Source organism: Nocardioides sp. 503 (genome assembly GCF_004522095.1).
Classification (GTDB): Bacteria; Actinomycetota; Actinomycetes; order Propionibacteriales; family Nocardioidaceae; genus Nocardioides.
In genome coordinates this window covers 940,114-961,351 of record NZ_SPUI01000002.1, presented here as the reverse complement: position 1 = coordinate 961,351, position 21,238 = coordinate 940,114, and the positions used below count along the sequence as shown (strand labels likewise).

Below are 21,238 nucleotides of genomic sequence, written 5' to 3'. Positions count from 1 at the left end.
TCGGGTCCGCTGACGCGTCCCCGATCATGCGTACCTGACCTGGAGCTCCTTGAGGCCGTTGACCCAGGAGTGACGCAGGCGCACCGGCTCGGCGAGCTTGGCGATGTCCGGGGCGTGGTCGGCCAGCGCGTTGAAGATCACCCGGATCTCCTGGCGGGCGAGGTTGGCACCGAGGCAGTAGTGCGCGCCGTGGCCGCCGAAGCCGACCTGGACGTTGTTGTCGCGGGTGATGTCGAAGCGGAAGGGGTCCTCGAAGACGGTGTCGTCGAAGTTGGCGGCGGCGTAGAAGAGCGCCGCGCGCTGCCCCTTCCTGATCGTCACGCCGTCGACCTCGACGTCGTCGAGCGCGGTGCGCTGGAAGACGTTGACCGGTGTCGCCCAGCGCACGACCTCGTCGACCATGGTGGCCGGACGGTCGCGCTTCCAGATCTCCCACTGGTCGGGGTTGTCGAGGAAGGCGTTCATGCCGTGCGAGATGGCGTTGCGGGTGGTCTCGTTGCCGGCCACGGCCAGCAGGATCACGAAGTAGCCGAACTCGTCGTCGTTGAGGCCGCGCTCGCCCTTGTGCGCGTTGATCAGCTTGGTGATCAGGTCGTCGCGCGGGTTCTCCTTGCGGTCGGCCGCGAGCATCATCGCGTAGCCGAGGATCTCGGCCGCGGCGACGTCCTGGTTGCCCGCGAAGTCCGGGTCCTCGCCGGCCAGCATCTGGTTGGACCAGTCGAAGAGCTTGTGTCGGTCCTCTTGGGGCACGCCGATCAGGTCGGCGATCGCCTGGAGCGGCAGCTCGGCCGCGATCTCCTCGACGAAGTTGCCCGTGCCGCGCTCGACGGCGGCCTTCACGATGCCCTCCCCGCGCGCGATCATCGTCTCCTCGAGCTCGTTGATCGAGCGCGGCGTGAAGCCGCGGGAGATGATCGCGCGGGTCGCGGTGTGCTCCGGCGGGTCCTGGTTGATCAGGATCACCCGCTGCAGCTCGATCTGCTCGCGCAGCATCGCGCCGGGGAACCGGATGATCGCGCCGTTCTCGGCGGTCGACCAGTTCTTGCTGTCCTTGGAGATGGTGGTGACGTCCTCGTGCCGGGTGATCGCGAAGTAGCCCGAGCCGGACTCCTCGGCGAACCCGCTCGTCATCTCGGGGTCCTGCTCGACCCAGTGCACCGGGGAGCTCCGGCGCGCGATGCGGAACTCGTCGTGCGGGACGCCCCGGAGGTTGACGTCGGGATCGGTGAAGTCGAAGCCGTCGGGGATCACGTCGGTTGCGGTCACGGTGGGTCGCCTCTCAGATGTGGAACACGTTCTACCTCGGCGAGACTACATACTCTCGGTATATCCGGAAAGCCTTTCGTGCCCGTTTCGCGTGCCCGATCGCGACGGTCGGCACCCCGGCCCTTGTCGGCAACAAGAACGTGTTCTAGTTTTGGGCCATGGGCACCCCCGTGATCGTCGACGCCGTCCGCACCCCTCTCGGCAAGCGGAGGGGCTGGCTGGCCGGCGTGCACCCGGCGGTGCTGCTCGGCTTCGCCCAGGCCGAGGTGCTGCGCCGCGCCGGCGTGGACTCCGAGCTCGTCGACCAGGTCGTCGGAGGGTGCGTGACCCAGGCCGGGGAGCAGTCCAACGACATGGTGCGGCGCGCCTGGCTGCACGCCGGCCTGGCCCAGCGCACCGGCGCCACCGCGATCGACGCCCAGTGCGGCTCGGGCCAGCAGTCGGCCCACCTGGTGCACGACATGATCGCCGCCGGCACGATCGACGTCGGGATCGCCTGCGGCGTGGAGTCGATGTCGCGCATCCCGCTGGGCGCCAACGTCCCGGCTGGGATGGGCGACCCGCGCCCCGAGGACTGGACGATCGACCTGCCCAACCAGTTCGAGGCGGCCGACCGGATCGCCCGCAACCGGGGGCTGACCCGCGAGGACCTCGAGGCGTTCGGGCTGGCCTCCCAGCAGAAGGCGCGCGTGGCCACCGACGAGGGCCGCTTCAAGCGGGAGATCGCCCCGCTCGAGGCACCCGTGCTCGACGCCGAGGGCGCGGCCACCGGGGAGACCCGGCTGGTGGACACCGACCAGGGGCTGCGCGACACCACGCTCGAGGGCCTTGCCCAGCTGCGCGCCGTACTGCCGGACGGGCTGCACACCGCCGGCACCTCGTCGCAGATCTCCGACGGCGCCTCCGCCGTGCTGTTCATGGACGAGGACAAGGCGCGGTCGCTGGGCCTGACCCCGCGGGCCCGGATCGTCACGCACTGCCTCGTCGGCTCCGACCCCTACTACCACCTGGACGGGCCCATCGAGGCGACGCAGCGGGTGCTCGACCGCACCGGCATGACGATCTCCGACGTCGACCTGTTCGAGGTCAACGAGGCCTTCGCCTCCGTCGTCCTGTCATGGGCCGGTCAGCACCACGTCGACCTCGACAAGGTCAACGTCAACGGCGGCGCGATCGCGATCGGACACCCGGTCGGCTCCACCGGCACGCGCCTCATCACCACCGCCCTGCACGAGCTCGAGCGCCGCGACCGGACGACGGCGCTGATCTCGATGTGTGCCGGCGGCGCCATGGCGACCGGCACGGTCGTCGAGCGGATCTGAGCGCGGCGCCCACTTTCGTCGGTCAGGCGCGACCGTTCACCGACTCGTCGCCAACCCTCGGCGCGGTCTCCCGCCCGCCGGGCGCTGCACCGACCGCCCTACTTCAGCTTCCACACGGACGTGAAGTACGCGACGTGGTCGGAGTAGGCCCGCCCGGCGCCGACCATGGCGACGAGCTCGTCGGCGGCGGTGGCGTCGGCGCTCCAGTTCTCCGAGCCGGTCCATACCCGCCACTGGGTCTTGCCCTTGGCGCGGTACTTGGCGGTCATCATCTTGCTGTGGAGGTAGTGGTCGTCGTCCGTGGTCGAGGTGCCCTGGGTCCAGTAGGCGTTCTGCATCGGGATCTTCGCGGCTCGCAGGATGCGCCTCACCCCCGCGCCGAACGGCCGGCCGCACAGCACCCACACCTTGGCGCCCTTCGCCTTCTTGGCCGCGAGCGCACGGGCGATCGCCTCCCCACGACGGCCGTAGAACGCGGCATTGGCCACGCGGATCTCGGCGCCGGCTGCGGGGATCCCGCGGATCCGCCGGACGACGGGGTCGGGCATCGTCGGCTTGTCCCACGGGCTGAACGTGAGCGCGGTGATCTTGCCGATCCTGACGTGGTCGAACGGCGAGGAGTGCTTGACGCGCTTGACCTGCTCGTAGAACTTCGACTGGATCGCCGAGTAGACCTCGGGGTAGTCGACGAACTGGTAGCCGTCGTTGTACTGGGTCTCGTTGGCGCTGTCGGTCGCGTTGGCCGACGTCACGATCGACACGAACCTCTTCGTCCCGGTCCGGCTGAACAGCCAGGACTTCTGGTGCATGGCTCCCGCCGAGGTGGAGGCCGTCGCCTTCCGCGCGGCGCCGAGGCTCTTCTTGATGTAGGAGCCGTCGCGCAGCCGCTCCCGGAGGTACTCGACCGCCTCGCTGTCCCAGGTCGTGGCCGCGACCAGCACGCGCACCCGGACGCCGCGCGCCTGGGCCGAGGCGAGGGCCTGGGCGATCGACACGTCGGTGAACGTCCAGGTGTTGCCGAGGATCACTGATCCACCGGGGGCGTTGGCGATGTTGGACAGGACCGCGGAGCGGATCCCGTTGGCGCCCGGGCGCCCGAACAGGGACCGCGCCGTGGGCGAGTACACCGCCGAGGCCGACGCGGAGACGGTCGGTGCGCCGGGGGCGGCCGGCGCGGGCGAGGCAGCCACGGAGCTCAGGCCCAGAGCGACGGAGAGGGCGGAGACGGCCGCGGCGCGGCGCGCGAGGTGTCGGGACATGCCGTGGGTGTGCCCCGGCCTTGGTCCGGTCAAACGCGGCGGCGCGGAGCGGAACCGCCCGGCCGAGCCCAGCGACGTCAGGCGCCGTAGACCGGCTCCGGGTCGGGGGCGGCGGACAGCAGGTCGCGCAGCGCCGGACCGACCTCGGCGGCGTCCCAGCGCCGGCCGAGGTCGTGGGAGGGGCCGTGGGACCAGCCGTTCTCGACGGTGATCCGACCGCCGTCGATCTCGATGACACGGCCGGTGACGTCGGCCGACCCGACCGAGGCCAGCCAGGCGACGACCGGGGAGTTGTCCTCGGGCAGCGCCATCGCGGAGGTGTCGAACGCGCCCTCGGTCATCCGGGTGCGGGCGACCGGCGCGATCGCGTTGACCGTGACGCCGTAGCGGCCCATCTCCTGGGCGGCGACGAGGGTGAGGCCGGCGATGCCGGCCTTGGCCGCGGAGTACGTCGCCTGGCCGACCGAGCCCTGGAGGCCGGCGCCTGAGGAGGTGTTGACCACGCGGGCCGAGCGCTGACGGCCCTCCTTGGCCTCGGCGCGCCAGTAGGCGCCGGCGTGGCGCAGCGGCGCGAAGTGCCCCTTGAGGTGCACCCGCACGACGGCGTCCCACTCCTCCTCGGAGGTGTTGACGAGCATCCGGTCGCGCACGAATCCGGCGTTGTTGACCAGCACGTCCAGGCCACCGAAGGTGTCGATGGCCTGGCGCACCATGGCCTCGGCGTCCGCGAAGTCCGCGACGTCGGCGCCGTTGGCGACCGCGCGGCCGCCCGCCGCCTCGATCTCGGCGACCACCTGGTCCGCGGGAGACTCCCCCGAGCCCTCCCCCGGACCACGCTGGCCGGCGAGCGAGACGCCGTAGTCGTTGACGACGACGGCGGCGCCGTGCGCCGCCAGCTCCAGGGCGTGGGCGCGGCCGATGCCGCGTCCCGCCCCGGTCACGATCGCGACGCGGCCGTCGAGAAGCTTGCTCACGGATGCTCCTTCAGGAGGGTGGTCGGGCTGCGGACAGGAAGACGGGGGGCTCGCCGCCGCCGTGGCACTCGACGCGTGCCCCCGACACGTACGACGCCAGGTCGCTGGCCAGGAACACCGCGACGTTGCCGACCTCGTCGGGACGCCCCATGCGACCGAGCGGGATCGTCGCCTCGATCGCGGCCACGCCGGCGTCGCCGCCGTAGTGGTCGTCGGTGTGGTCGGTGCGGCACAGGCCCACGTCGATGGCGTTGACGCGCACGCGCGGCGCCCACTCGATCGCCAGGGAGGTGGTGAGCGAGTCCAGGCCGGCCTTGGCGGCGCCGTAGGCGGCCGTCCCCGGCGAGGGCCGCACAGCCGAGACCGACGAGATGTTGACGATGACGCCGCCGTCGTCCTGCTGCTGCATGACGGCGTTGGCCGCCTGCGCACAGCTCAGCGGCGCCAGCAGGTTGAGACCGACCACCTTGTCGTGGAAGCGCGGCGAGGCCTCCGCCGCCAGCGCGTAGGGCGCGCCGCCGGCGTTGTTGACCAGCACGTCGAGCCGGCCGTGCGCGGCGACCACCGCGTCCACCATCGCGGTCACCGCGGCGGGGTCGCGCACGTCGCACACGTGGTGTGTGGTGCCCTCCACCGGCGCCACGTCGGAGCGCGAGCAGGTGGCGACCGTGGCCCCGGCGTCGAGGAAGCGCCCGGTGATCCCCCGACCGATCCCCTGGGTCCCGCCGGTGACGAGCACGACCCGTCCGGAGAGGTCCAGCGCCAGTGCCATGCTGCTAGGGTACCAAGCAAACGTTAGGTTTGTATTCCGGCCCGCTGCCCCACGAGAGAAGCGCCATGGCGATCACCTCCGAGCTCCGCGGCGACGGCATCCGCGTCGTCACGATGAGCCACCCGCCCGTCAACGCGCTGACCGTCCAGGGCTGGTTCGACGTGGCCGCCGCGATGGACGAGGCCAGCGCCGACCTGGACACCCACGTCGTCGTGCTGCGCGCCGAGGGGCGCGGCTTCAACGCGGGCGTCGACATCAAGGAGATGCAGCAGACCTCCGGCTTCGAGGCGCTGATCGGCGCCAACAAGGGCTGCTTCGCGGCGTTCAAGGCCGTCTACGAGTGCGCGGTGCCGGTCGTGGCCGCCGTCCACGGCTTCTGCCTCGGCGGCGGCGTCGGCCTGGTCGGCAACGCCGACTGCGTGGTGGCCAGCGACGACGCCTACTTCGGCGTCCCGGAGGTCAACCAGGGCGCGCTGGGCGCGGCCACCCACATGGCCCGCCTCGTCCCGCAGCACCTGATGCGCACGCTCTACTTCACCGCGCGCACGATCAAAGCCGCCGACCTCGTGCAGCACGGCAGCGTGCTGGAGGTGGTCCCCCACGACCGCCTCGACGACGCCGCGCTCGCGGTCGCCGGCGAGATCGCCGCCAAGGACACCCGGGTGATCCGCGCCGCCAAGGAGGCGCTGAACGGGATCGACCCGATCGACGTCAACAAGAGCTACCGCTTCGAGCAGGGCTTCACCATGGAGCTCAACCTCGCGGGCGTCAGCGACGAGCTCCGCGACGAGTTCGCGGGAACGGAGAAGTCGAAGCAGTGACCCAGGCACCCCGCGACAAGCGCATGAGCATCGAGGAGGTCGTCGCCGAGCTGAAGGACGGCATGACGATCGGCATCGGCGGCTGGGGGCCGCGGCGCAAGCCGATGGCGCTGGTCCGCGCGATCCTGCGCTCCGACCTCACGGACCTGACGATCGTGAGCTGGGGCGGCGCCGACGTCGGACTCCTGCTGCGCGCCGGCAAGGTCCGCAAGCTCGTCTACGCGTTCGTCTCGCTCGACTCGGTCCCGCTGGAGCCCAACTTCCAGCGCGCCCGCCAGGACGGCACGATCCCCGAGGTCGTCGAGCTCGACGAGGGCATGTTCCAGACCGGGCTGCGCGCCGCCGCCCAGCGCCTGCCGTTCCTGCCGATGCGCGCCGGCCTGGGCTCCGACGTCCTGGTCCACAACCCGGCGATCAGGACCGTCACCAGCCCCTACGACGACGGGGAGGAGCTGGTCGCCGTCCCAGCCCTGCCCCTCGACGTCGCGCTGGTCCACCTCAACCGCGCCGACCGTCACGGCAACGCCACCTACCTCGGGCCGGACCCCTACTTCGACGACCTCTTCTGCATGGCCGCCGACCGCGCCTACGTCAGCGTGGAGCAGGTCGTGGACACCGCCGGCCTCACCGTCGACACCCCCGTCCAGCGACTGCTCCTGAGCCGGATGATGGTCAGCGGCGTGGTCGAGACGCCCCACGGCGCGCACTTCACGACGTGCACCCCCGACTACGAGCGCGACGAGCGCTTCCAGAAGGCGTACGCCGCCGCGGCCGGCGGGTCCGAGGAGGACTGGGCGGCCTTCGAGGAGCGCTTCCTGTCCGGCGACGAGGCCGCCTACCAGGCAGCCGTCCGGACGTTCACCGAGGAGCAGGCATGAGCACCTCCACAGACATTGGCACCGACCATGGCACCGACGGGGCGACCCGCGCGGACGTCTGCGCGGCCGCCATCGCCGACGCGTTCAAGGACGACGGCGAGATCTTCGCCAGCCCGATGGGCACGCTGCCGATGCTCGGCGTCCGGCTCGCGCGGCTCACCTCCAACCCGGACCTGGTGATCTCCGACGGCGAGTCGCTCTTCCTCGCCGGCACTCCCCCGCTGTTCGCCAAGGCCGACGTCGTCGAGGGCTGGATCCCGTTCCGCAAGGTCTTCGACGTGGTGGCCTACGGCAAGCGCCACGTGATGATGGGCGCCACCCAGGTCGACCGCCACGGCAACCAGAACATCTCGGCGATCGGCGACTTCGACCGGCCGAAGCGGCAGCTGCTCGGCTCGCGCGGAGCGCCGGGCAACACCGTCAACAACCGGACCTCCTACTGGGTGCCCAAGCACTCGCCGCGGGTCTTCGTGGAGCGCGTCGACGTGGTCTCCGGCGTGGGTCCCGCCCTGGCCAGGCAGGCGGGGCCTGCGGCCGCCCGCTTCAACGACATCCACCGGATCGTCACCAACCTCGCGGTCCTCGACGTCGGCGGCGAGGACGACACCGTGCGCCTGCTGAGCGTCCACCCGGGCGTCAGCGTCGAGGAGGTGCGCGAGGCGACCGGCTTCGAGCTCGCGGTCGCCGGCGACGTACCCGAGACGCGGCTGCCCACCACCGAGGAGCTCGTGCTGATCCGCGAGGTCCTCGACCCGAGGGCGCTGCGCCACCGCGAGGTGCCCGTCTCGTGATCGAGCAGCTGCTCCGGACGCCGTTCACCGAGCTCACCGGTGTGCGGCACCCCGTCGTGCAGACCGGCATGGGCTGGGTCTCCGGGCCCCGCCTCGTCAGCGGCACGGCGAACGCCGGCGGACTGGGCATCCTGGCCAGCGCCACCATGACCTACGAGGAGCTGGAGCGGGCGATCCTCGAGGTGAAGGGGCGCACCGACCGGCCGTTCGGCGTCAACCTGCGCGCCGACGCCGGCGACGCGGGCGAGCGCTGCGACCTGCTCGTCAAGCACGGCGTGCGCGTCGCGTCGTTCGCGCTGGCGCCCAAGCCGGACCTGATCGCCAAGCTCAAGGACCACGGTGTGGTGGTGATGCCGTCGGTCGGCGCCGCCCGTCACGCCGAGAAGGTCGCCGCCTGGGGCGCCGACGCGGTGATGGTGCAGGGCGGCGAGGGCGGCGGTCACACGGGCCCGGTCCCGACCACCCTGCTGCTGCCGACCGTGCTGGACGCCGTGGACATCCCGGTCGTCGCCGCCGGCGGGTTCTTCGACGGCCGCGGCCTGGCCGCGGCGCTGTCCTACGGCGCCGCCGGCGTCGGCATGGGCACCCGCTTCCTGCTCACGCAGGACAGCGCCGTCCCGCAGGCGGTCAAGGACCTCTACCTCGGCCACGACCTCACCGGCACCGTCGTCACCGCCAAGGTCGACGGCATGCCGCACCGGATGCTGCGCACCGAGCTGGTGGCGGAGCTGGAGGAGACCGGTGCCGTCAGGCGCCTCGCCCCGACGCTGCGCCGCACGCTGGAGTTCAAGCGCACCAGCGGCATGACGTGGCTCGACCTCGCCAAGGACGGCCGCGCCATGAAGAAGGCCCAGGGCCGCACGCTGGCCCAGATGACCCTGGCCGCCAACACGCCGGTGATGCTCAAGGCCGGACTCGTCGAGGGCGACACGAGCGCCGGCGTCCTCGCCTCTGGTCAGGTCGTCGGCGTCATCGACGACCTGCCGACCTGCGAAGAGCTCGTCGACCGGATCGTCGTGCGGGCCGTCGAGGAGCTGCGGCGCGGCTCCTCCTACGTCGTCTGAGCCACGCAAGACCGGTCGACACGGGGCCTGCCACGTAGGCAGGCTCGGCGTCATGCTGACCCAGCAGGCGGCCACCGCTTCCGCTACGTCTGGCCCTCCGAGCTCGACCTCATGGCGCAGCTGGCGGGGATGGAGCTGGAGCAGCGCCACGTAGGCCACGTAGGCCGCGTGTCGGTCCCGAGCGGGCGCCACCGGCGGTTACGGTCGTGGTTCTTCCCCTCCTGAGGAGCTTCCCCATGCGCCCTCGCGCCCGCTCGACCCTGCTCTCCCTCGCCCTGGCCTCCGCCCTGGCCGGCACGCTCGCCGCCGCCGGCGCCGCCTCGGCGGACCAGGCACTGCGCGGTGGCGCGGCCTCGGGCAAGGCCGGCCCGGTCTGCACGAGCGGCGTCCTCGGCCAGGACGCCGCGGGTCGCCTCACGCAGCACGTCGTGCGCAACGGGCGCCTGGTCGGCACCCGCCGGACGACGGCTCCCCTGCCGTTCGAGATCACGGCCCTGGGCTACGTCGACGTCCGCGACGGGGTGTCCCGGCTCTCGGCCACCACCGCCGACGGCACGCCGCGGATGCTCCGGCTCACGGAGCCCAAGCGGCGCACCACCCTGAAGGTCTCCGCGCGCCGGATCACGCCGAAGGGCCTCTCCCCCGCCCTCTTCACCGACGCCTACGGCTTCTACGCCTACGCGGTCGACGATGCCGGCGTGCTGCACCGCGGGACGCTCACGAAGCGACGGGACGGCACCCTCGGCTACGAGCGACGGCGCCGGGTCGCCCGCGACCTCCAGGGCCTCACCGCCCTCACGACCGCCGCCTACCGCGCGGCTCCGGGCGCCGACCTGCTCTACGCCGTCACGTCCCGCGGCGCGCTGCGACTGCTCACGATCCCCCACGCGAAGCCGCGCGCGATGCGCGCCAAGACGCTGAAGCGGCGCGGCTACGCCGGCGTCACCGAGCTCTCCAGCGGCTTCTGCACCGGCGACGACCGTGGCAACGTCGTGGCCCTCGACCCGGTCGCCGGCACCGCGACCTGGACCGTCGTGTCGCGCCTGACCTCGGGCCGCGCCGTGGCGCGGGCCAAGGGCGCCGTGCGCGGCCGCGCCGACTGGCGCCTGCACGGCGTGATCTGAGCCGCAGCCGACCGGGTCGTCCGACGCCCGGCGACCCGGGCGACCCGTGACCCGAGTAGTTTCGGGTCATGACCGAGGAGCCGCCCGTCCGCCGAGCCCGGCACCTGATGGACCCCTCCCGACCGCGCCCGGCGGTGCGCCAGGAGGACGTGCAGCGACTGGAGCGCGTCCAGCGGTGGGTGCTCTCGATCCTGGTCGTCACCACGATCCTGCACCTCTCGGCCGGGCTCGCGATCGCGGCCCAGTACGTCGACGAGGACGCGCTGTCCGCGGGCATCGGGCTGAGCGTGCTCTCCGGCGCGTTCGGGGTCATCGCCGTGGCGGCGGGCCTCGCGATGCACAAGCGGGGGCTGGCCTCGCCGTGGCTGCTGCTCGGCGTGGTCCCCGGCATCGTGTCGGCCTACCTCGTCCTGCGCTGACTCCTCCCGTCGGACCCGGAGAGGTTTCGCCCGCTCCGCCACCGGGGAGCCTGACCGGCACGAGCCCACGACCTCCCCGGCAGGAGCCATGACCGTCTTCCAGGTGAACCCCGGCGATATGACCGCGGCCTCCGACGCCGTGACCGAGGCCGCCGACGGCGCACGTGGCCACGGCTCGTCGGCCCACCTGGCCGCGGCCGCGGCCGCGATCCCGGGGGCCGACTCCGCCGGCTTCCTGGGCGAGCTCGGGACCAGCTGGGACGACGACGTGCAGTCCTGGGCCGACAGCGCGGACGCGTTCGGCACCCAGATCGAGAGCGCGAGCAAGGACGCCCAGGGCGCCGACGCCGAGAGCGGCGGCCTGTTCGGCGGGTTGTTCGGCGGTCTCCTCGGCGGATCGGGAGGCGGCTGATGCCGGCCTCCTTCAGCGAGGTCGCCCGCTGGCAGGCCGCGCCCCTGGGCGCCGCGGGCGACGGCCTCAAGACCGACGTCACGGCCCTCGAGAAGAGCCGGGACGCCGTCGAGGCGCAGGCCGTCCCCGACTCCTGGAACGGCCTCGCCCGGTTCGTCGCTGAGCTGCGGCGCGACGGCCTGGTCTCCCAGCTGACCGACCACATCGAGGGCAAGACCAAGGTCCAGAAGGCGATGTACGACGCCGAGACCCAGGTGAGGGTGATCGAGGGTCTCGTGGCCGACGTCCAGGGGCAGGCGGCCGCGCAGGAGCTCGCGATCGGCAGCGACGGCACGGTCACGGACGTCAAGACGCCGCCGACGTTCGAGAACCGCTACGAGGCCGAGGAGTGGAGCCGCTCGCGCACCTCCCAGGCCCAGGCGATCGCCGACGACATCACGACGATCCTCGCCAAGGCGGCGGCCGCCGACATGACGATCGCCAACAGCATCCCGTCCGGGACGGTCCAGGACATCGACGAGTACGGCACCGCCGACCCGGCGGTGGCCGAGCGCTGGGCCGAGCTCACCGACGCCGAGCGCCGCGCCATCATCGAGCAGCAGATCAGGGAGCTGGCCGACGAGTACGGCATCGACATGCCGACGATCGACTGGCGCCCCGAGAGCTGGAGCTCCAACGGCATGTGGAGCGAGGACTCCGGCACCGTCTCCCTCAACGAGGGCCTGCTCGACGACCCGCGCCTGCTGCACACCGTGGCCCACGAGATGCGCCACGCCCGCCAGAACGAGGCGATCGACGACGAGGGCGCGTTCCACTGGCCCTGGCAGGACGACCCGTTCGCGGAGCACGAGGAGGACGGCATCACCGAGGAGCAGGTGCACGAGTGGGAGGACAACTTCGACGACTACCAGAGCACCAGCAACCCGGGGGTCTCCTACGAGGACTACTTCACCCAGCCGGTGGAGGACGATGCTCGTGACAGCGGCCGCGAGTACCTCGACGGACTCACGACCGCGGAGCTCGACCGCCTGCTGGAGGAGTCCCGATGACGACGTACGGCGACCTCGTCGCGGCCTACCTGGCCGCCCCGACGCCCGCCACGCTCGCCGACCTGCGCGGCGCCGTGCGGTCGGCGCCGAACTTCACCCCGGACCTGGCCGCCGAGAAGGTGGGACGTCCCCTGCTCGACCGCGGGGCCTACGCCGAGGCGGTGACCGCCCTGCGCGCCCTGATGCCCGGCGCCATGATGAGCCCGTCGGCGCACTCCGCGCTCGCCGAGGCGCTCACCGGAGCCGGCCACGCCGACGCCGCCCGGCGCGAGGAGTCCCTCGCCCGTGCCGCCCTGGCCGGCATCCTCTCCACCGGTGACGGCACCGCCGCCCGCCCCTGGTCGGTGCTGCGCGTGAGCGACGAGTACGACGTCCTGCGGGCGCTCGGCCGGCGGTCGCGCCGGCAGAAAGTCGACCGGGTCGGCGGCCGCGACCTCGACCGCCACGAGTGCGAGGACGGCACCGAGCTGGTCTTCGACGTCACCGCGCTCCTCCCGAGGGCCTGAGGCGGCGTGCGGAACCGGACCCGACCGGCGACGGCGCTGCTCGCCCTGATCGTCGCGGCGGTCGCGCTGGCGGGGTGCTCGGACGACGCCGACGACGAGCCGGAGGGCCGGACGACCGGGTCGCAGTCCCCGGTCACGGGCTCCGCGCCCGGCTCCCCGGTGCTGCCCGACGACCTGGCGGTGAGCCCGGACGGCGCTCAGGTGCTCGCGGACTGCTGGCAGGGGATCTGCCGCTGGGACACCGGTGCCGGCACCCTCGCCGAGGTCGACGACGGCAGCCACGTCGCGCTCAGCCCCGACTGGTCGCTGCTCGCGGGCGTCGGGGACGACGCGTCGGTCCTGCTGCTCGACCTGCCGTCGCGCGACGTGGTCCAGGAGCTGGCGGGCCTCGAGGACGAGGAGGTCACCGACGGCTCACCCGTCACCGACGTGGCGTTCAGCCCCGACGGCTCCCTGGTCGCCGGAGCCGGCCTCGACGGCCGCGTGGCCGTGTGGTCGGTCGACGACGGCGCGGACGTCACCACCGTCGAGACCGGCGGCGACGTCTTCGCGCTGGCGTTCAGCCCCGACGGCAGCCGCCTGGCCACCGCCGGCGGAGGTCCTACCCGGGTCTACGACGTCGCCACGGGCGAGGAGGTCGGAACCCTCGCGGAGTCGGCCGACTCGTCCGCGCTGGCGTGGAGCCCCGACGGCCGCTGGCTAGCGGCGTCCGGCGTCGACGGCTCACCGGCGCTGTGGCGAGCCTCCGACCTCACGCTCGCCGAGCGGCTGCCGGGCAACCACCTCGAGCAGGCCGCCTTCGCCCCCGGCTCACGCACCCTCGCCTTCACCGACACCGAGGACGACACGGTCCGGTTGTGGAGCCCGGCCTCGCTGGGCGGCGAGGGACGCGTCCTACGCGAGCTCCTCGGTCACACCGACGCCCCGGAGGCGGTCGCGTGGGCCCCCGACGGCGGCACCCTCTACTCGGTCTCAGGGCGCGAGGGCGTCTTCGCCTGGGACGCCCGCAGCGGCGAGCTGCGGCGCGAGCTGGAGCTGCCCGAGCGCTGAGCGGGACCTGAGGGAGCGCTGCGAGAGCCTTGAGGCGGCCTTGAGGAAGCGCTGAGGTGGGCACGCCAGACTTCTGTCATGACCTCGAAGACCACCGCCGCCAAGCCCGCCTACGACACCTCCGACGTCAACGTCGGCATGACCGCGAACCCCCGCCGCACCCAGCTCTGAGCGCACCGGACCAGTTACACCCCGCAGGACCAGCAGCACCCGCGTGCGTACGGCGACCGCTCAGTCGGTCGTGGCGTACTTGCCGCGGTAGAACAGCAGCGGCTGCTCCGGGCCGTGCAGTGCCAGGTCCAGCACCCGGCCGATGACGACGTAGTGGTCGCCGGCCTCGTGGACGGCGTGGATCGCGCAGTCGACGTATCCCAGGGCACCGTGCAGCAGCGGCGAGCCGGTCTGCGAAGTCGGCTCCCAGCCGACCCCGGCGAACTTGTCGTTGCCCCGGCTGGCCATCGCGTTGGACAGCTCGGCCTGGTCGTGGGCCAGGAAGTTGACGCAGAACCTGCCGGCGCGCTGCATCAGCGGCCACGCGCGCGAGGTCTTGGCCGGGATGAAGAGCACCAGCGGCGGGTCGAGCGAGACGCTGGAGAACGACTGGCAGGTCATGCCCACGGGCTCGCCGCCGCTCACGGCGGTCACGACGGTGACGCCGGAGGCGAAGCTGCCCAGGACGTCGCGGAAGGTGCGGGCGCGTGCCACGGCCTCCTCGTCGTCGGCGTGCACGCCCGAGACCTCGCCCGGGCGCCACTCGACGTCGAAGTCCACGTCGCCCAGCCAGGAGCTGATCAGCTCCGGGCTCGGCCACGACTCCCGGGCGTCGGGGCTCATCCCCTCGGGGATCTCGGGGCTCGAGGTCATGGACCCCATGGTTCCACTGGGACGGTCGTCACCCGACACGGGCCGGCGAGCTCGGGGCTCATCGGCCGCCGCCGAAGTCGTGGCCCCAGTAGGAGACCGCGGTCGACTCGCGCGCCACCCAGCGGGCGTCGTCGACCTGCAGGCCGTCGGTACCGAACTCGATGTCGAAGCCGCCGGGCGACCTGACGTAGAAGGACACCATCTCGTCGTTCATGTGCCGCCCGAGCGTGGCCGAGAGCGGTGCCTGGTGCTTGCGCACGCGCTCCAGCGCGCGACCCACGTGGTCGAGCTCGTCGACCTCGAGCATGATGTGGACGCACTTGGCGGGGTTGGGCATCGGCAGGAACGCCAGCGAGTGGTGCCGGGGGTTGACGCCCAGGAACCGCAGCCAGACCTTGGAGCCCGGCTCCTTGCCGACGAACTCGCCGGGCATGCTCATCGAGTCGCGCAGGCGGAAGCCGAGCACGTCGGTGTAGAAGCGCAGCGCCTCGACGTCGTCGAGGACGGGCAGCACGATGTGGCCCATCCCCTGGTCGCCGGTGACGAAGCGGGCGGCGTACGGCGTGACCACCGGGCGCGACTCGTAGGTGATGCCGTGGAAGAGTTCGAAGACGTTGTCCCACGGGTCGGAGAAGCGCACCAGCTCCTGCACCCGACGCTCGTCGAGCTCCTCGCGGGTGCCCTCCTCGAACGCGACGCCGGCCTTCTGCAGGTGCTCGCGCGCCTCCTGCAGGGCGCGGTGGTCGGCGACCTCCCAGCCGGTCGCGGCGAGCTGGTCGACGTCGGAGGGGAACACGACGAGGCGGGCCGAGACCTGGTCGATGCGCCAGTACTGGTGGTCGGGGTTCGGGCCGCGACCGGCGGCGAGCCCGAGCACCTTGCCGGCGAACGTCGTCCACTGGTCGAGGTCGGTGCTGGCGACGCGGACGTAGCCCATCGACCGGATCTCGATGGTCATGGGCGTGGCCTCTCGGTGTGGCGCGCGTAGAAGGCGGTGGCGACCTCGCGGAACTCCTCGGCCGCCTCGATCTGCGCCCAGTGCCCGCAGTTCGGGAACACATGCAGCGACGCCTTCGGGATCAGCTTGAGCGCGACCATGGCGCCGTCGAGCGGGTTGACGCGGTCCTCGCGGCCCCAGGTGAGCAGCGTGTGCTTGCGCAGGCGGTGCGCCTCGCGCCACAGCATGCCGTCCTCGGCGGTCTCGGGGTTCCAGAACGACATGCCCATCGAGCGCATGGCCTCCTGGGCGCCGGGCGCCGTGGCGTCGGCGAAGCGCTCCTCGACGAGCTCGTCGGTCACCAGCGACTGGTCGACGACCATCGTGGAGATGAACGCGCGCAGGGCCTCGCGGGTGGGGTCGGCGCCGAAGTCCATGAGCCGCTGGACGCCCTCGGTGGGGTCGGCGTGGAAGAGGTTGAGCGACAGCCCGCCGGGGCCCATCAGCACCAGCCGGCCGACCCGGTCGGGGTAGGTGAGCGCGAGCCGCATCGCCGTACCGCCGCCGAGGCTGTTGCCGAGCAGGTGGACCCGCTCGATCCCGAGCTCGTCGAGCAGGGCGACGACGTGGTCGGCGGCGTGGCGGTAGAAGTTGCCGACCACCGGCGGCTTGTCGGACCCGCCGAAGCCGGGCTGGTCGACCAGCAGGGTGCGGAACGACGTCGCGAAGCCGGGCAGCGCGCGGCCGAAGTTGGACCACGCGCTGGCGCCCGGGCCGCCGCCGTGCAGCATCACGAGCGGCAGGCCGCCACCGACGTCGGAGGCCTCCCCCGCCTCGTAGTAGTTGAGCGTGAGCTCACGGGCCTTCGCCGACCGGCGGGTCGCCTCCTGGGAGAAGTCGCTCATGCCTCAGTACATCCCGGGGTCGACCTTGTGGCCGAACTCGTGGGCACCGAACATCTGCAGCGCCCGCTCGGGGTCGTTGGCGGCGTGCACGCGGCCGGCGTGCGCGTCGCGCCAGGCGCGCTGGAGGTAGGTGCCCTGGGCCAGCGCCCGGCCACCGGAGGCCTCGAACAGCGCGTCGATGGCCTCGATCGCGCGCTCGCTGCCGATGACCTGGTCGCGGCGCACCTTCAGGCGCAGCCCGAGCGGGATCTTCTCGCCACGCTGGACGTAGGCCATCTCCTCGCGGATGTTGTTGGTCAGCAGCGCCCAGGCCGCGTCGATCTCGGAGGAGGCCCGCGCGATGCGGACCATGGCGAAGGGGTCCTTGGACGCCTTCTCCCCGAGGTACGCCGCACGGCTGCGGGCCTGCTGCATCTCGACGTGCTCGGCGTAGGCGCCCATGGCCATGCCGATGATCGGCGTGGTGATGGTGCCGGTGAAGATCGAGTGGAAGGGCAGCTTGTAGAGGTCGGAGGTGTTCTGCTCCTGGCCGGGGCCCTTGCACTGCCCGGTCTCGCCCATGCTCAGCGTGAACGCCTCGGGGATGAACTGCTCCTCCACGAGGATGTCGTTGGAGCCGGTGCCGCTGAGGCCGACCATGTGCCAGACGTCGATGATCGTGTACTTCTCGCGGGGCACCATGAACGTCTTGAAGTCGATGACGTTGCCCTCCTCGTTGAACACGAGGCCGCCGAGCAGCACCCACGAGCAGTGGTCGCAGCCCGACGAGAAGCTCCACTTGCCCGACAGGGTGTAGCCCCCGTCGGTGACGGTGGCCTTGCCGGTGGGCGCGTAGGAGGAGCTCAGCCGGGTGTTGGTGTCCTCGCCCCACACCGCCTGCTGGGCCTCGTCGGAGAACAGCGCGACCTGCCAGGGGTGCACCCCGACCACGCTGGAGACCCAGCCGGTCGAGCCGCAGGCGCCCGCGATGTCGCGCACCGCGGTGTAGAAGTCGACCGGGTCGGACTCGAAGCCGTCGAAGCGCTTCGGCTGGAGCAGCTTGAAGAACCCGGTCTCCTCCAGCTCCTTGATGTTGGACTCCGGAACCACGCGCAGGCGCTCGGTCTCGTCCGCACGCTCACGGAACGTGGGAAGCAGGTCGCGTACGCCGTCGAGCACAGCCTGGGACATCGAGAACTCCTGTCGTGGTGGGACAGGTCAATACTAGAACACGTTCTTGTTTTGGTCGACATCCCTGGACGGTCGCAACTTATGCACTGTCGGTCGGGTCTCCCCCGGCTGCGCGGGCGGCGCGCTCGACCCGGGCGACGTGCGCCGGCCAGTGCCGGTGGGGGTCAGCGGCCGGCGGGCGTCGTACTCACCGAGGCCCTCGAGCTTCCACACGATCGCCTCGCGCGCCTGCTGGAGGTAGTCGACGAGCGTGGCCTTGGGGTCCGAGGTCGTCATGCCGGCCACTCTCTCAGCAGACGGCCCGCCCGGGTGCCTACTCCTCGCCCGGAGGCGGGTCCGGGTGCGGACCCGGCTGCTGGGTGTTGGGCTCCTGGCCGTCCGGGGTCGGCGGCTCGGAGTCCTGGTCGTGCTCGGGCGTCGGGTCGGTGGTCATGGGCGACCGGTACCCACTGGCGGTCGACGTGAGCGCCTGTCAGTCGGCCTCGATGAGCGGCCACACCTCGACCACTCCGTGGGCGACCGCGCAGGGGGTGCCCGACACGAGCCTCACCGCCTCGTCGAGATCGGAGGCCTCCACGATGGCGAAGCCGGCGACGGGCAGCGCCGACCGCAGGTAGGGGCCGTCCGTCGTCCTGACCCCCACTGCCTCGTGGTTGCGGACCTGCACAGGCGGGCCGGCCACCCCGACCATGGGCGTGACCCCGCCGTCCTGGAGGCGCCGGTCGTGGGCATGCGCCTCGTCTCGCACCTGGGGCGCGGTGCGGTCGTAGCCCTCGCGGTCGCCGTAGCCGATCGTGACGAATCTGGGCATGGCGGTGTCCTTCGGGAGGCGGTCGCGGTCGTCGTGGTGACCGCCGGACTCAGGCGGACTCATCGGTCGGCCTACGTCCGCCGGTGGAAGCGGACTCCCCCGTCGGAGAGGCGGACGAGCAGGTAGCGATGGTCGTGGGCCAGGTGGTGGTGGAACGAGCAGAACAGGTCCCCGTCGGCCAGGTCGGTCTTGCCACCCCGGGACCAGGGGGTGCCGCCGTGGTGGACCTCGCACCAGGCTGACGGGATGTCGCAGCCCTCGGCCCGACACGTGCGCTGGTGCACGGCGAGCGCCTTGCGCTGCGGTGGCGAGTAGAGGCGGCGCGTCCGCCCCAGGTCGAGCACCTGGCTCTGACCGCCGAGCACCACGGGGATGATGCCCGCCGTGCACGCCAGCCGGCGCGCCTCGCCGGCCGAGATCGGCTCGTCGCCCACGAAGGCGACCCCGTGCTCGGCCTGCAGCGTCTCGAGGTCGATGTGGACCAGCACGGTGGTCGCGTCGCCGCCGTGGAGCGGCATGCGGTCGGGGTCGACGGACTCGAGGAAGGAGCCGAACGCCTCGCCCATCCGCTGGTCGTAGGGCCGTCGGTCGTCGGGGGCGTTCTCGCGCTCGCGACGCGGCGCCGCGAAGGCATGGAGGTAGGTGAGCAGCCGGTCGCACACGGCGTCGGCCACGCGGAGGTGGAGGTCGGTGGTGCCGTCGCCGTTGCGCCGCGTCCTGAGGAAGGTGCGCTTGCGGGCCCGCGCCTCCTCCTGCTCGAGCAGGCGGGCCTCCAGGCCGTCGTTGACGTCGGGCGCCACGACGTCCAGGACCCGACGCCCCAGCTCCCGCAGCTCACGCGGACCGAACTGCTGCGCCTCGGTCACGAGCTGCGTCTCGGCCAGGGCGCGGGTCTCCTCACCCACCTCGGCAGGGAGCTCCTTGACGGCGCGCACGACGACCTCGGCCTGACCCACGTTGACCATCCCCTCCCGCAGCGCCCCGGCCACGACCGGGTGCTTCAGCAGGTCCCCTGCCAGCCGCAGGCGGCGGCGACACTCGCCGCGGTCACGTCGTGCGTGGTGCGCCAGCCAGGCCGCGACGTCACGAGCGCCGTCCCGCTCGGCGACGTCGTCGGCCGAGGCCATCACGCGCAGCCGCAGCTCCTCGGTCCGGTCGCTCAACGCACTGAGGCGGAGCAGGGCCGCGGCCTTGTCGTCCGTCGACATGTAGATCGGGTCGACCTCGGCGAGCTCCGCCAGGGCGTCCTCGATCGTCGACACCGCGGCCAGCACCGGATGCTGCGGAGCGAACGACTCGGACATGCCCACACCTGGAGGTCGACGGTCGCCCGGGGACCCACCCACCGGGACTCATGAGAACGTCGATGCCAGCGCGTCGCATGACGAGCTCCGGATCACCGGAGGACTACTGCATCTGTCGATATTAGAACAGTTGTTCGAGTTCCATGTCAAGGGCTGCCGTGCTGTTTCCGGCACCGGGGGCTGCCCTATGCTCCTGAGGTGACGAGGCGGAAGCTCGACGTCGGCCGTCTTCTGCAGGCGGCCGAGGCTGCGTCGCCCGTGCGAGCCGCTGAGGAGGTGGCGCGCGAGCTGGCGCTGGTCTTTGGCGCGACCGAGGTGTCGTTCCTGATCACCGACGCGTCCGGACGGGCACTCGTGCGCCTGGCCCACGTCCCCTCCGTCGGTGCGCCCGGGACCCGCGACGAGGGCGACGAGGACAACGGCGAGCGCAGGCACGACGAGGACTCGGCAACGCGGATCACTCTCGACGGCGGGCCGGACGAGCAAGCGCTGAGGACGCAGACGGTGCAGGTCATCGCACCCTCCCCTGACACCCCGCCCACCGGACGCCACCGACTCCTGGCACCCGTGACCGAGCGAGGAGAGTCCATCGGCCTGCTCGAGATGTTCCTGCCCGAACGGCCGGCCGACGAGACCGTGACCGAGATCGCCCAAGTGGCTCACCTGCTGGCGTTCGTCGTCATCGCCAACCGACGGCACACGGACCTGTACGAGTGGGGCCAGCGCACCGAGAACTACAGCCTGTCCGCCGAGATCCAGCAGCGTCTGCTGCCGTCCGCCCGCACCTGCGAGGCGGCCGCGTTCACGCTCGCCGGCTGGCTCGAGCCGGCAGCGTCGATCGGGGGCGACACGTTCGACTACAGCCTGGCGCGCGACTTCCTGCACCTCTCGCTCACGGACGCCATGGGTCACGGGGTCGAGGCAGCCCTGACCGCGAGCATGTGTCTCGCCGGCCTGCGGGGCGGCCGCCGGAGCGGGTTGTCGCTGGTGGAGCAGGCCGCGGCCACCAACGCCGCGCTCTGCGAGCACCCGCGCGGCACCGGCGAGGACTTCGTGACGGGGATCGTCGGACGTCTGGCGCTGAGGACCGGGGCGTTGGACCTGCTCAACGCCGGACATGTCGCGCCGTACCTCCTGCGCGACGGCGCATTGAACACCCTCGAGCTCCGCGTGGACCTGGCGCTCGGGATGTTCGAGGACGTCACCTACGGGAGCACGCGCGTGCAGCTGCGTCCCGGCGACCGGATCATCCTCCTCACCGACGGGATGCTCGACCGCAACGACATGGACAGCGCCATCTCGCGCGCGATCCTGGAGAGCCGCGAGCTCCATCCGCGCGAGGTCGTGCGGGCGCTCGCCGACGGCGCGCTGGAGGCCACGGGCGGCAGGCTGCGCGACGACGCGACGGTGCTGTGCCTGGACTGGCACGGTGAGCACAGGGGGTCACGACAGGTCGAGTTCGGTGCCGAGCCTGGCCGCGCCAGCGACCCGCTCGGCTGACGCCGCGCCACGCGCCCGGACCGCGACCGGCTCCATGGCC

The 21,238-nt window shown here is 72.2% G+C and carries 23 protein-coding genes; 12 read left to right on the top strand and 11 right to left on the bottom strand.

The window, feature by feature from the left end; translation table 11 throughout:
• Positions 1 to 24 precede the first annotated feature (24 nt).
• A complete protein-coding gene (locus E4622_RS05640) occupies positions 25 to 1,266 on the bottom strand; it encodes a cytochrome P450 (protein ID WP_134739048.1) in 1,242 nt (413 codons plus the stop codon).
• 158 nt (positions 1,267 to 1,424) lie between these two features.
• On the opposite strand from E4622_RS05640, the gene E4622_RS05635 reads away from it, so the two are divergent.
• Positions 1,425 to 2,588, top strand: coding sequence for a steroid 3-ketoacyl-CoA thiolase (locus tag E4622_RS05635; RefSeq protein ID WP_134739047.1), 1,164 nt, complete (start codon positions 1,425 to 1,427; stop codon positions 2,586 to 2,588).
• 98 nt (positions 2,589 to 2,686) lie between these two features.
• Here E4622_RS05635 and E4622_RS05630 read toward each other — a convergent pair whose 3' ends face one another.
• The 3 genes from E4622_RS05630 to E4622_RS05620 all read right to left on the bottom strand — a co-directional run bounded on the left by E4622_RS05630 (position 2,687) and on the right by E4622_RS05620 (position 5,593).
• Complete coding sequence (locus E4622_RS05630; protein WP_134739046.1) at positions 2,687 to 3,847, bottom strand: phospholipase D-like domain-containing protein; 1,161 nt, start codon at positions 3,845 to 3,847, stop codon at positions 2,687 to 2,689.
• Positions 3,848 to 3,924: 77 nt separating this feature from the next.
• A complete protein-coding gene (locus tag E4622_RS05625; protein ID WP_134739045.1) occupies positions 3,925 to 4,821 on the bottom strand; it encodes an SDR family oxidoreductase in 897 nt (298 codons plus the stop codon).
• A 10-nt stretch (positions 4,822 to 4,831) separates the two neighbouring features.
• The gene (locus E4622_RS05620; RefSeq protein WP_134739044.1) at positions 4,832 to 5,593 is read right to left on the bottom strand and encodes an SDR family oxidoreductase; all 762 of its coding nucleotides are present in this window, start codon (positions 5,591 to 5,593) and stop codon (positions 4,832 to 4,834) included.
• 65 nt (positions 5,594 to 5,658) lie between these two features.
• Between E4622_RS05620 and E4622_RS05615 the strand changes: the two genes are divergently transcribed.
• From E4622_RS05615 to E4622_RS05565, 10 genes are all read left to right on the top strand, one after another.
• Positions 5,659 to 6,414: an enoyl-CoA hydratase family protein gene (locus tag E4622_RS05615; protein ID WP_134739043.1), complete on the top strand. Its 756-nt coding sequence runs from the start codon at positions 5,659 to 5,661 to the stop codon at positions 6,412 to 6,414.
• On the top strand, positions 6,411 to 7,292 hold the full coding sequence (locus E4622_RS05610) for a CoA-transferase (RefSeq protein WP_245155896.1): 882 nt from the start codon (positions 6,411 to 6,413) through the stop codon (positions 7,290 to 7,292). Before E4622_RS05615 ends, E4622_RS05610 begins: the two co-directional genes overlap by 4 nt.
• Positions 7,289 to 8,083, top strand: a complete 795-nt coding sequence (locus E4622_RS05605) for a CoA-transferase (RefSeq protein ID WP_134739042.1) — start codon at positions 7,289 to 7,291, stop codon at positions 8,081 to 8,083. Before E4622_RS05610 ends, E4622_RS05605 begins: the two co-directional genes overlap by 4 nt.
• Positions 8,080 to 9,147: a nitronate monooxygenase gene (locus E4622_RS05600; protein ID WP_209021793.1), complete on the top strand. Its 1,068-nt coding sequence runs from the start codon at positions 8,080 to 8,082 to the stop codon at positions 9,145 to 9,147. The genes E4622_RS05605 and E4622_RS05600 overlap by 4 nt, the downstream gene beginning before the upstream one ends.
• Positions 9,148 to 9,383: 236 nt before the next feature.
• Complete coding sequence (locus E4622_RS05590) at positions 9,384 to 10,271, top strand: hypothetical protein (protein ID WP_134739041.1); 888 nt, start codon at positions 9,384 to 9,386, stop codon at positions 10,269 to 10,271.
• A gap of 68 nt (positions 10,272 to 10,339) precedes the next feature.
• Positions 10,340 to 10,690, top strand: a complete 351-nt coding sequence (locus E4622_RS05585; protein ID WP_134739040.1) for a hypothetical protein — start codon at positions 10,340 to 10,342, stop codon at positions 10,688 to 10,690.
• An 88-nt stretch (positions 10,691 to 10,778) separates the two neighbouring features.
• Positions 10,779 to 11,102, top strand: a complete 324-nt coding sequence (locus E4622_RS05580) for a hypothetical protein (RefSeq protein WP_134739039.1) — start codon at positions 10,779 to 10,781, stop codon at positions 11,100 to 11,102.
• The gene (locus E4622_RS05575) at positions 11,102 to 12,151 is read left to right on the top strand and encodes a hypothetical protein (protein ID WP_134739038.1); all 1,050 of its coding nucleotides are present in this window, start codon (positions 11,102 to 11,104) and stop codon (positions 12,149 to 12,151) included. The genes E4622_RS05580 and E4622_RS05575 overlap by 1 nt, the downstream gene beginning before the upstream one ends.
• Positions 12,148 to 12,657, top strand: a complete 510-nt coding sequence (locus tag E4622_RS05570; protein ID WP_134739037.1) for a DUF4919 domain-containing protein — start codon at positions 12,148 to 12,150, stop codon at positions 12,655 to 12,657. The genes E4622_RS05575 and E4622_RS05570 overlap by 4 nt, the downstream gene beginning before the upstream one ends.
• A gap of 6 nt (positions 12,658 to 12,663) precedes the next feature.
• Complete coding sequence (locus tag E4622_RS05565; protein WP_134739036.1) at positions 12,664 to 13,707, top strand: PD40 domain-containing protein; 1,044 nt, start codon at positions 12,664 to 12,666, stop codon at positions 13,705 to 13,707.
• 231 nt (positions 13,708 to 13,938) lie between these two features.
• Here E4622_RS05565 and E4622_RS05560 read toward each other — a convergent pair whose 3' ends face one another.
• From E4622_RS05560 to E4622_RS05530, 7 genes are all read right to left on the bottom strand, one after another.
• A complete protein-coding gene (locus E4622_RS05560; protein ID WP_245155895.1) occupies positions 13,939 to 14,571 on the bottom strand; it encodes a flavin reductase family protein in 633 nt (210 codons plus the stop codon).
• Between the two features lie 58 nt (positions 14,572 to 14,629).
• The gene (gene hsaC, locus E4622_RS05555; RefSeq protein ID WP_134739035.1) at positions 14,630 to 15,529 is read right to left on the bottom strand and encodes an iron-dependent extradiol dioxygenase HsaC; all 900 of its coding nucleotides are present in this window, start codon (positions 15,527 to 15,529) and stop codon (positions 14,630 to 14,632) included.
• Positions 15,526 to 16,413, bottom strand: a complete 888-nt coding sequence (gene hsaD, locus E4622_RS05550; RefSeq protein ID WP_134739034.1) for a 4,5:9,10-diseco-3-hydroxy-5,9,17-trioxoandrosta-1(10),2-diene-4-oate hydrolase — start codon at positions 16,411 to 16,413, stop codon at positions 15,526 to 15,528. The genes hsaC and hsaD overlap by 4 nt, the downstream gene beginning before the upstream one ends.
• 3 nt (positions 16,414 to 16,416) lie before the next feature.
• Positions 16,417 to 17,583, bottom strand: a complete 1,167-nt coding sequence (gene hsaA, locus E4622_RS05545; RefSeq protein WP_134739033.1) for a 3-hydroxy-9,10-secoandrosta-1,3,5(10)-triene-9,17-dione monooxygenase oxygenase subunit — start codon at positions 17,581 to 17,583, stop codon at positions 16,417 to 16,419.
• 33 nt (positions 17,584 to 17,616) lie between these two features.
• The gene (locus tag E4622_RS23035; protein WP_209021792.1) at positions 17,617 to 17,859 is read right to left on the bottom strand and encodes a DUF664 domain-containing protein; all 243 of its coding nucleotides are present in this window, start codon (positions 17,857 to 17,859) and stop codon (positions 17,617 to 17,619) included.
• 196 nt (positions 17,860 to 18,055) lie between these two features.
• The gene (locus E4622_RS05535; protein ID WP_134739032.1) at positions 18,056 to 18,394 is read right to left on the bottom strand and encodes a YciI family protein; all 339 of its coding nucleotides are present in this window, start codon (positions 18,392 to 18,394) and stop codon (positions 18,056 to 18,058) included.
• 71 nt (positions 18,395 to 18,465) lie between these two features.
• On the bottom strand, positions 18,466 to 19,698 hold the full coding sequence (locus E4622_RS05530) for a DUF222 domain-containing protein (RefSeq protein ID WP_134739031.1): 1,233 nt from the start codon (positions 19,696 to 19,698) through the stop codon (positions 18,466 to 18,468).
• 198 nt (positions 19,699 to 19,896) lie between these two features.
• On the opposite strand from E4622_RS05530, the gene E4622_RS05525 reads away from it, so the two are divergent.
• On the top strand, positions 19,897 to 21,198 hold the full coding sequence (locus tag E4622_RS05525) for a PP2C family protein-serine/threonine phosphatase (protein WP_134739030.1): 1,302 nt from the start codon (positions 19,897 to 19,899) through the stop codon (positions 21,196 to 21,198).
• Positions 21,199 to 21,238 lie beyond the last annotated feature (40 nt).

Coding starts and splice junctions, on each gene's coding strand:
- E4622_RS05635 (WP_134739047.1), top strand. CDS start 1,425: ATGGGCACCCCCGTGATCGTCGACGCCGTCCGCACCCCTCTCGGCAAG.
- E4622_RS05630 (WP_134739046.1), bottom strand. CDS start 3,847: ATGTCCCGACACCTCGCGCGCCGCGCCGCGGCCGTCTCCGCCCTCTCC.
- E4622_RS05620 (WP_134739044.1), bottom strand. CDS start 5,593: ATGGCACTGGCGCTGGACCTCTCCGGACGGGTCGTGCTCGTCACCGGC.
- E4622_RS05615 (WP_134739043.1), top strand. CDS start 5,659: ATGGCGATCACCTCCGAGCTCCGCGGCGACGGCATCCGCGTCGTCACG.
- E4622_RS05605 (WP_134739042.1), top strand. CDS start 7,289: ATGAGCACCTCCACAGACATTGGCACCGACCATGGCACCGACGGGGCG.
- E4622_RS05590 (WP_134739041.1), top strand. CDS start 9,384: ATGCGCCCTCGCGCCCGCTCGACCCTGCTCTCCCTCGCCCTGGCCTCC.
- E4622_RS05585 (WP_134739040.1), top strand. CDS start 10,340: ATGACCGAGGAGCCGCCCGTCCGCCGAGCCCGGCACCTGATGGACCCC.
- E4622_RS05580 (WP_134739039.1), top strand. CDS start 10,779: ATGACCGTCTTCCAGGTGAACCCCGGCGATATGACCGCGGCCTCCGAC.
- E4622_RS05575 (WP_134739038.1), top strand. CDS start 11,102: ATGCCGGCCTCCTTCAGCGAGGTCGCCCGCTGGCAGGCCGCGCCCCTG.
- E4622_RS05570 (WP_134739037.1), top strand. CDS start 12,148: ATGACGACGTACGGCGACCTCGTCGCGGCCTACCTGGCCGCCCCGACG.
- E4622_RS05560 (WP_245155895.1), bottom strand. CDS start 14,571: ATGACCTCGAGCCCCGAGATCCCCGAGGGGATGAGCCCCGACGCCCGG.
- hsaC (WP_134739035.1), bottom strand. CDS start 15,529: ATGACCATCGAGATCCGGTCGATGGGCTACGTCCGCGTCGCCAGCACC.
- hsaD (WP_134739034.1), bottom strand. CDS start 16,413: ATGAGCGACTTCTCCCAGGAGGCGACCCGCCGGTCGGCGAAGGCCCGT.
- hsaA (WP_134739033.1), bottom strand. CDS start 17,583: ATGTCCCAGGCTGTGCTCGACGGCGTACGCGACCTGCTTCCCACGTTC.
- E4622_RS23035 (WP_209021792.1), bottom strand. CDS start 17,859: ATGACGACCTCGGACCCCAAGGCCACGCTCGTCGACTACCTCCAGCAG.
- E4622_RS05535 (WP_134739032.1), bottom strand. CDS start 18,394: ATGCCCAGATTCGTCACGATCGGCTACGGCGACCGCGAGGGCTACGAC.
- E4622_RS05530 (WP_134739031.1), bottom strand. CDS start 19,698: ATGTCCGAGTCGTTCGCTCCGCAGCATCCGGTGCTGGCCGCGGTGTCG.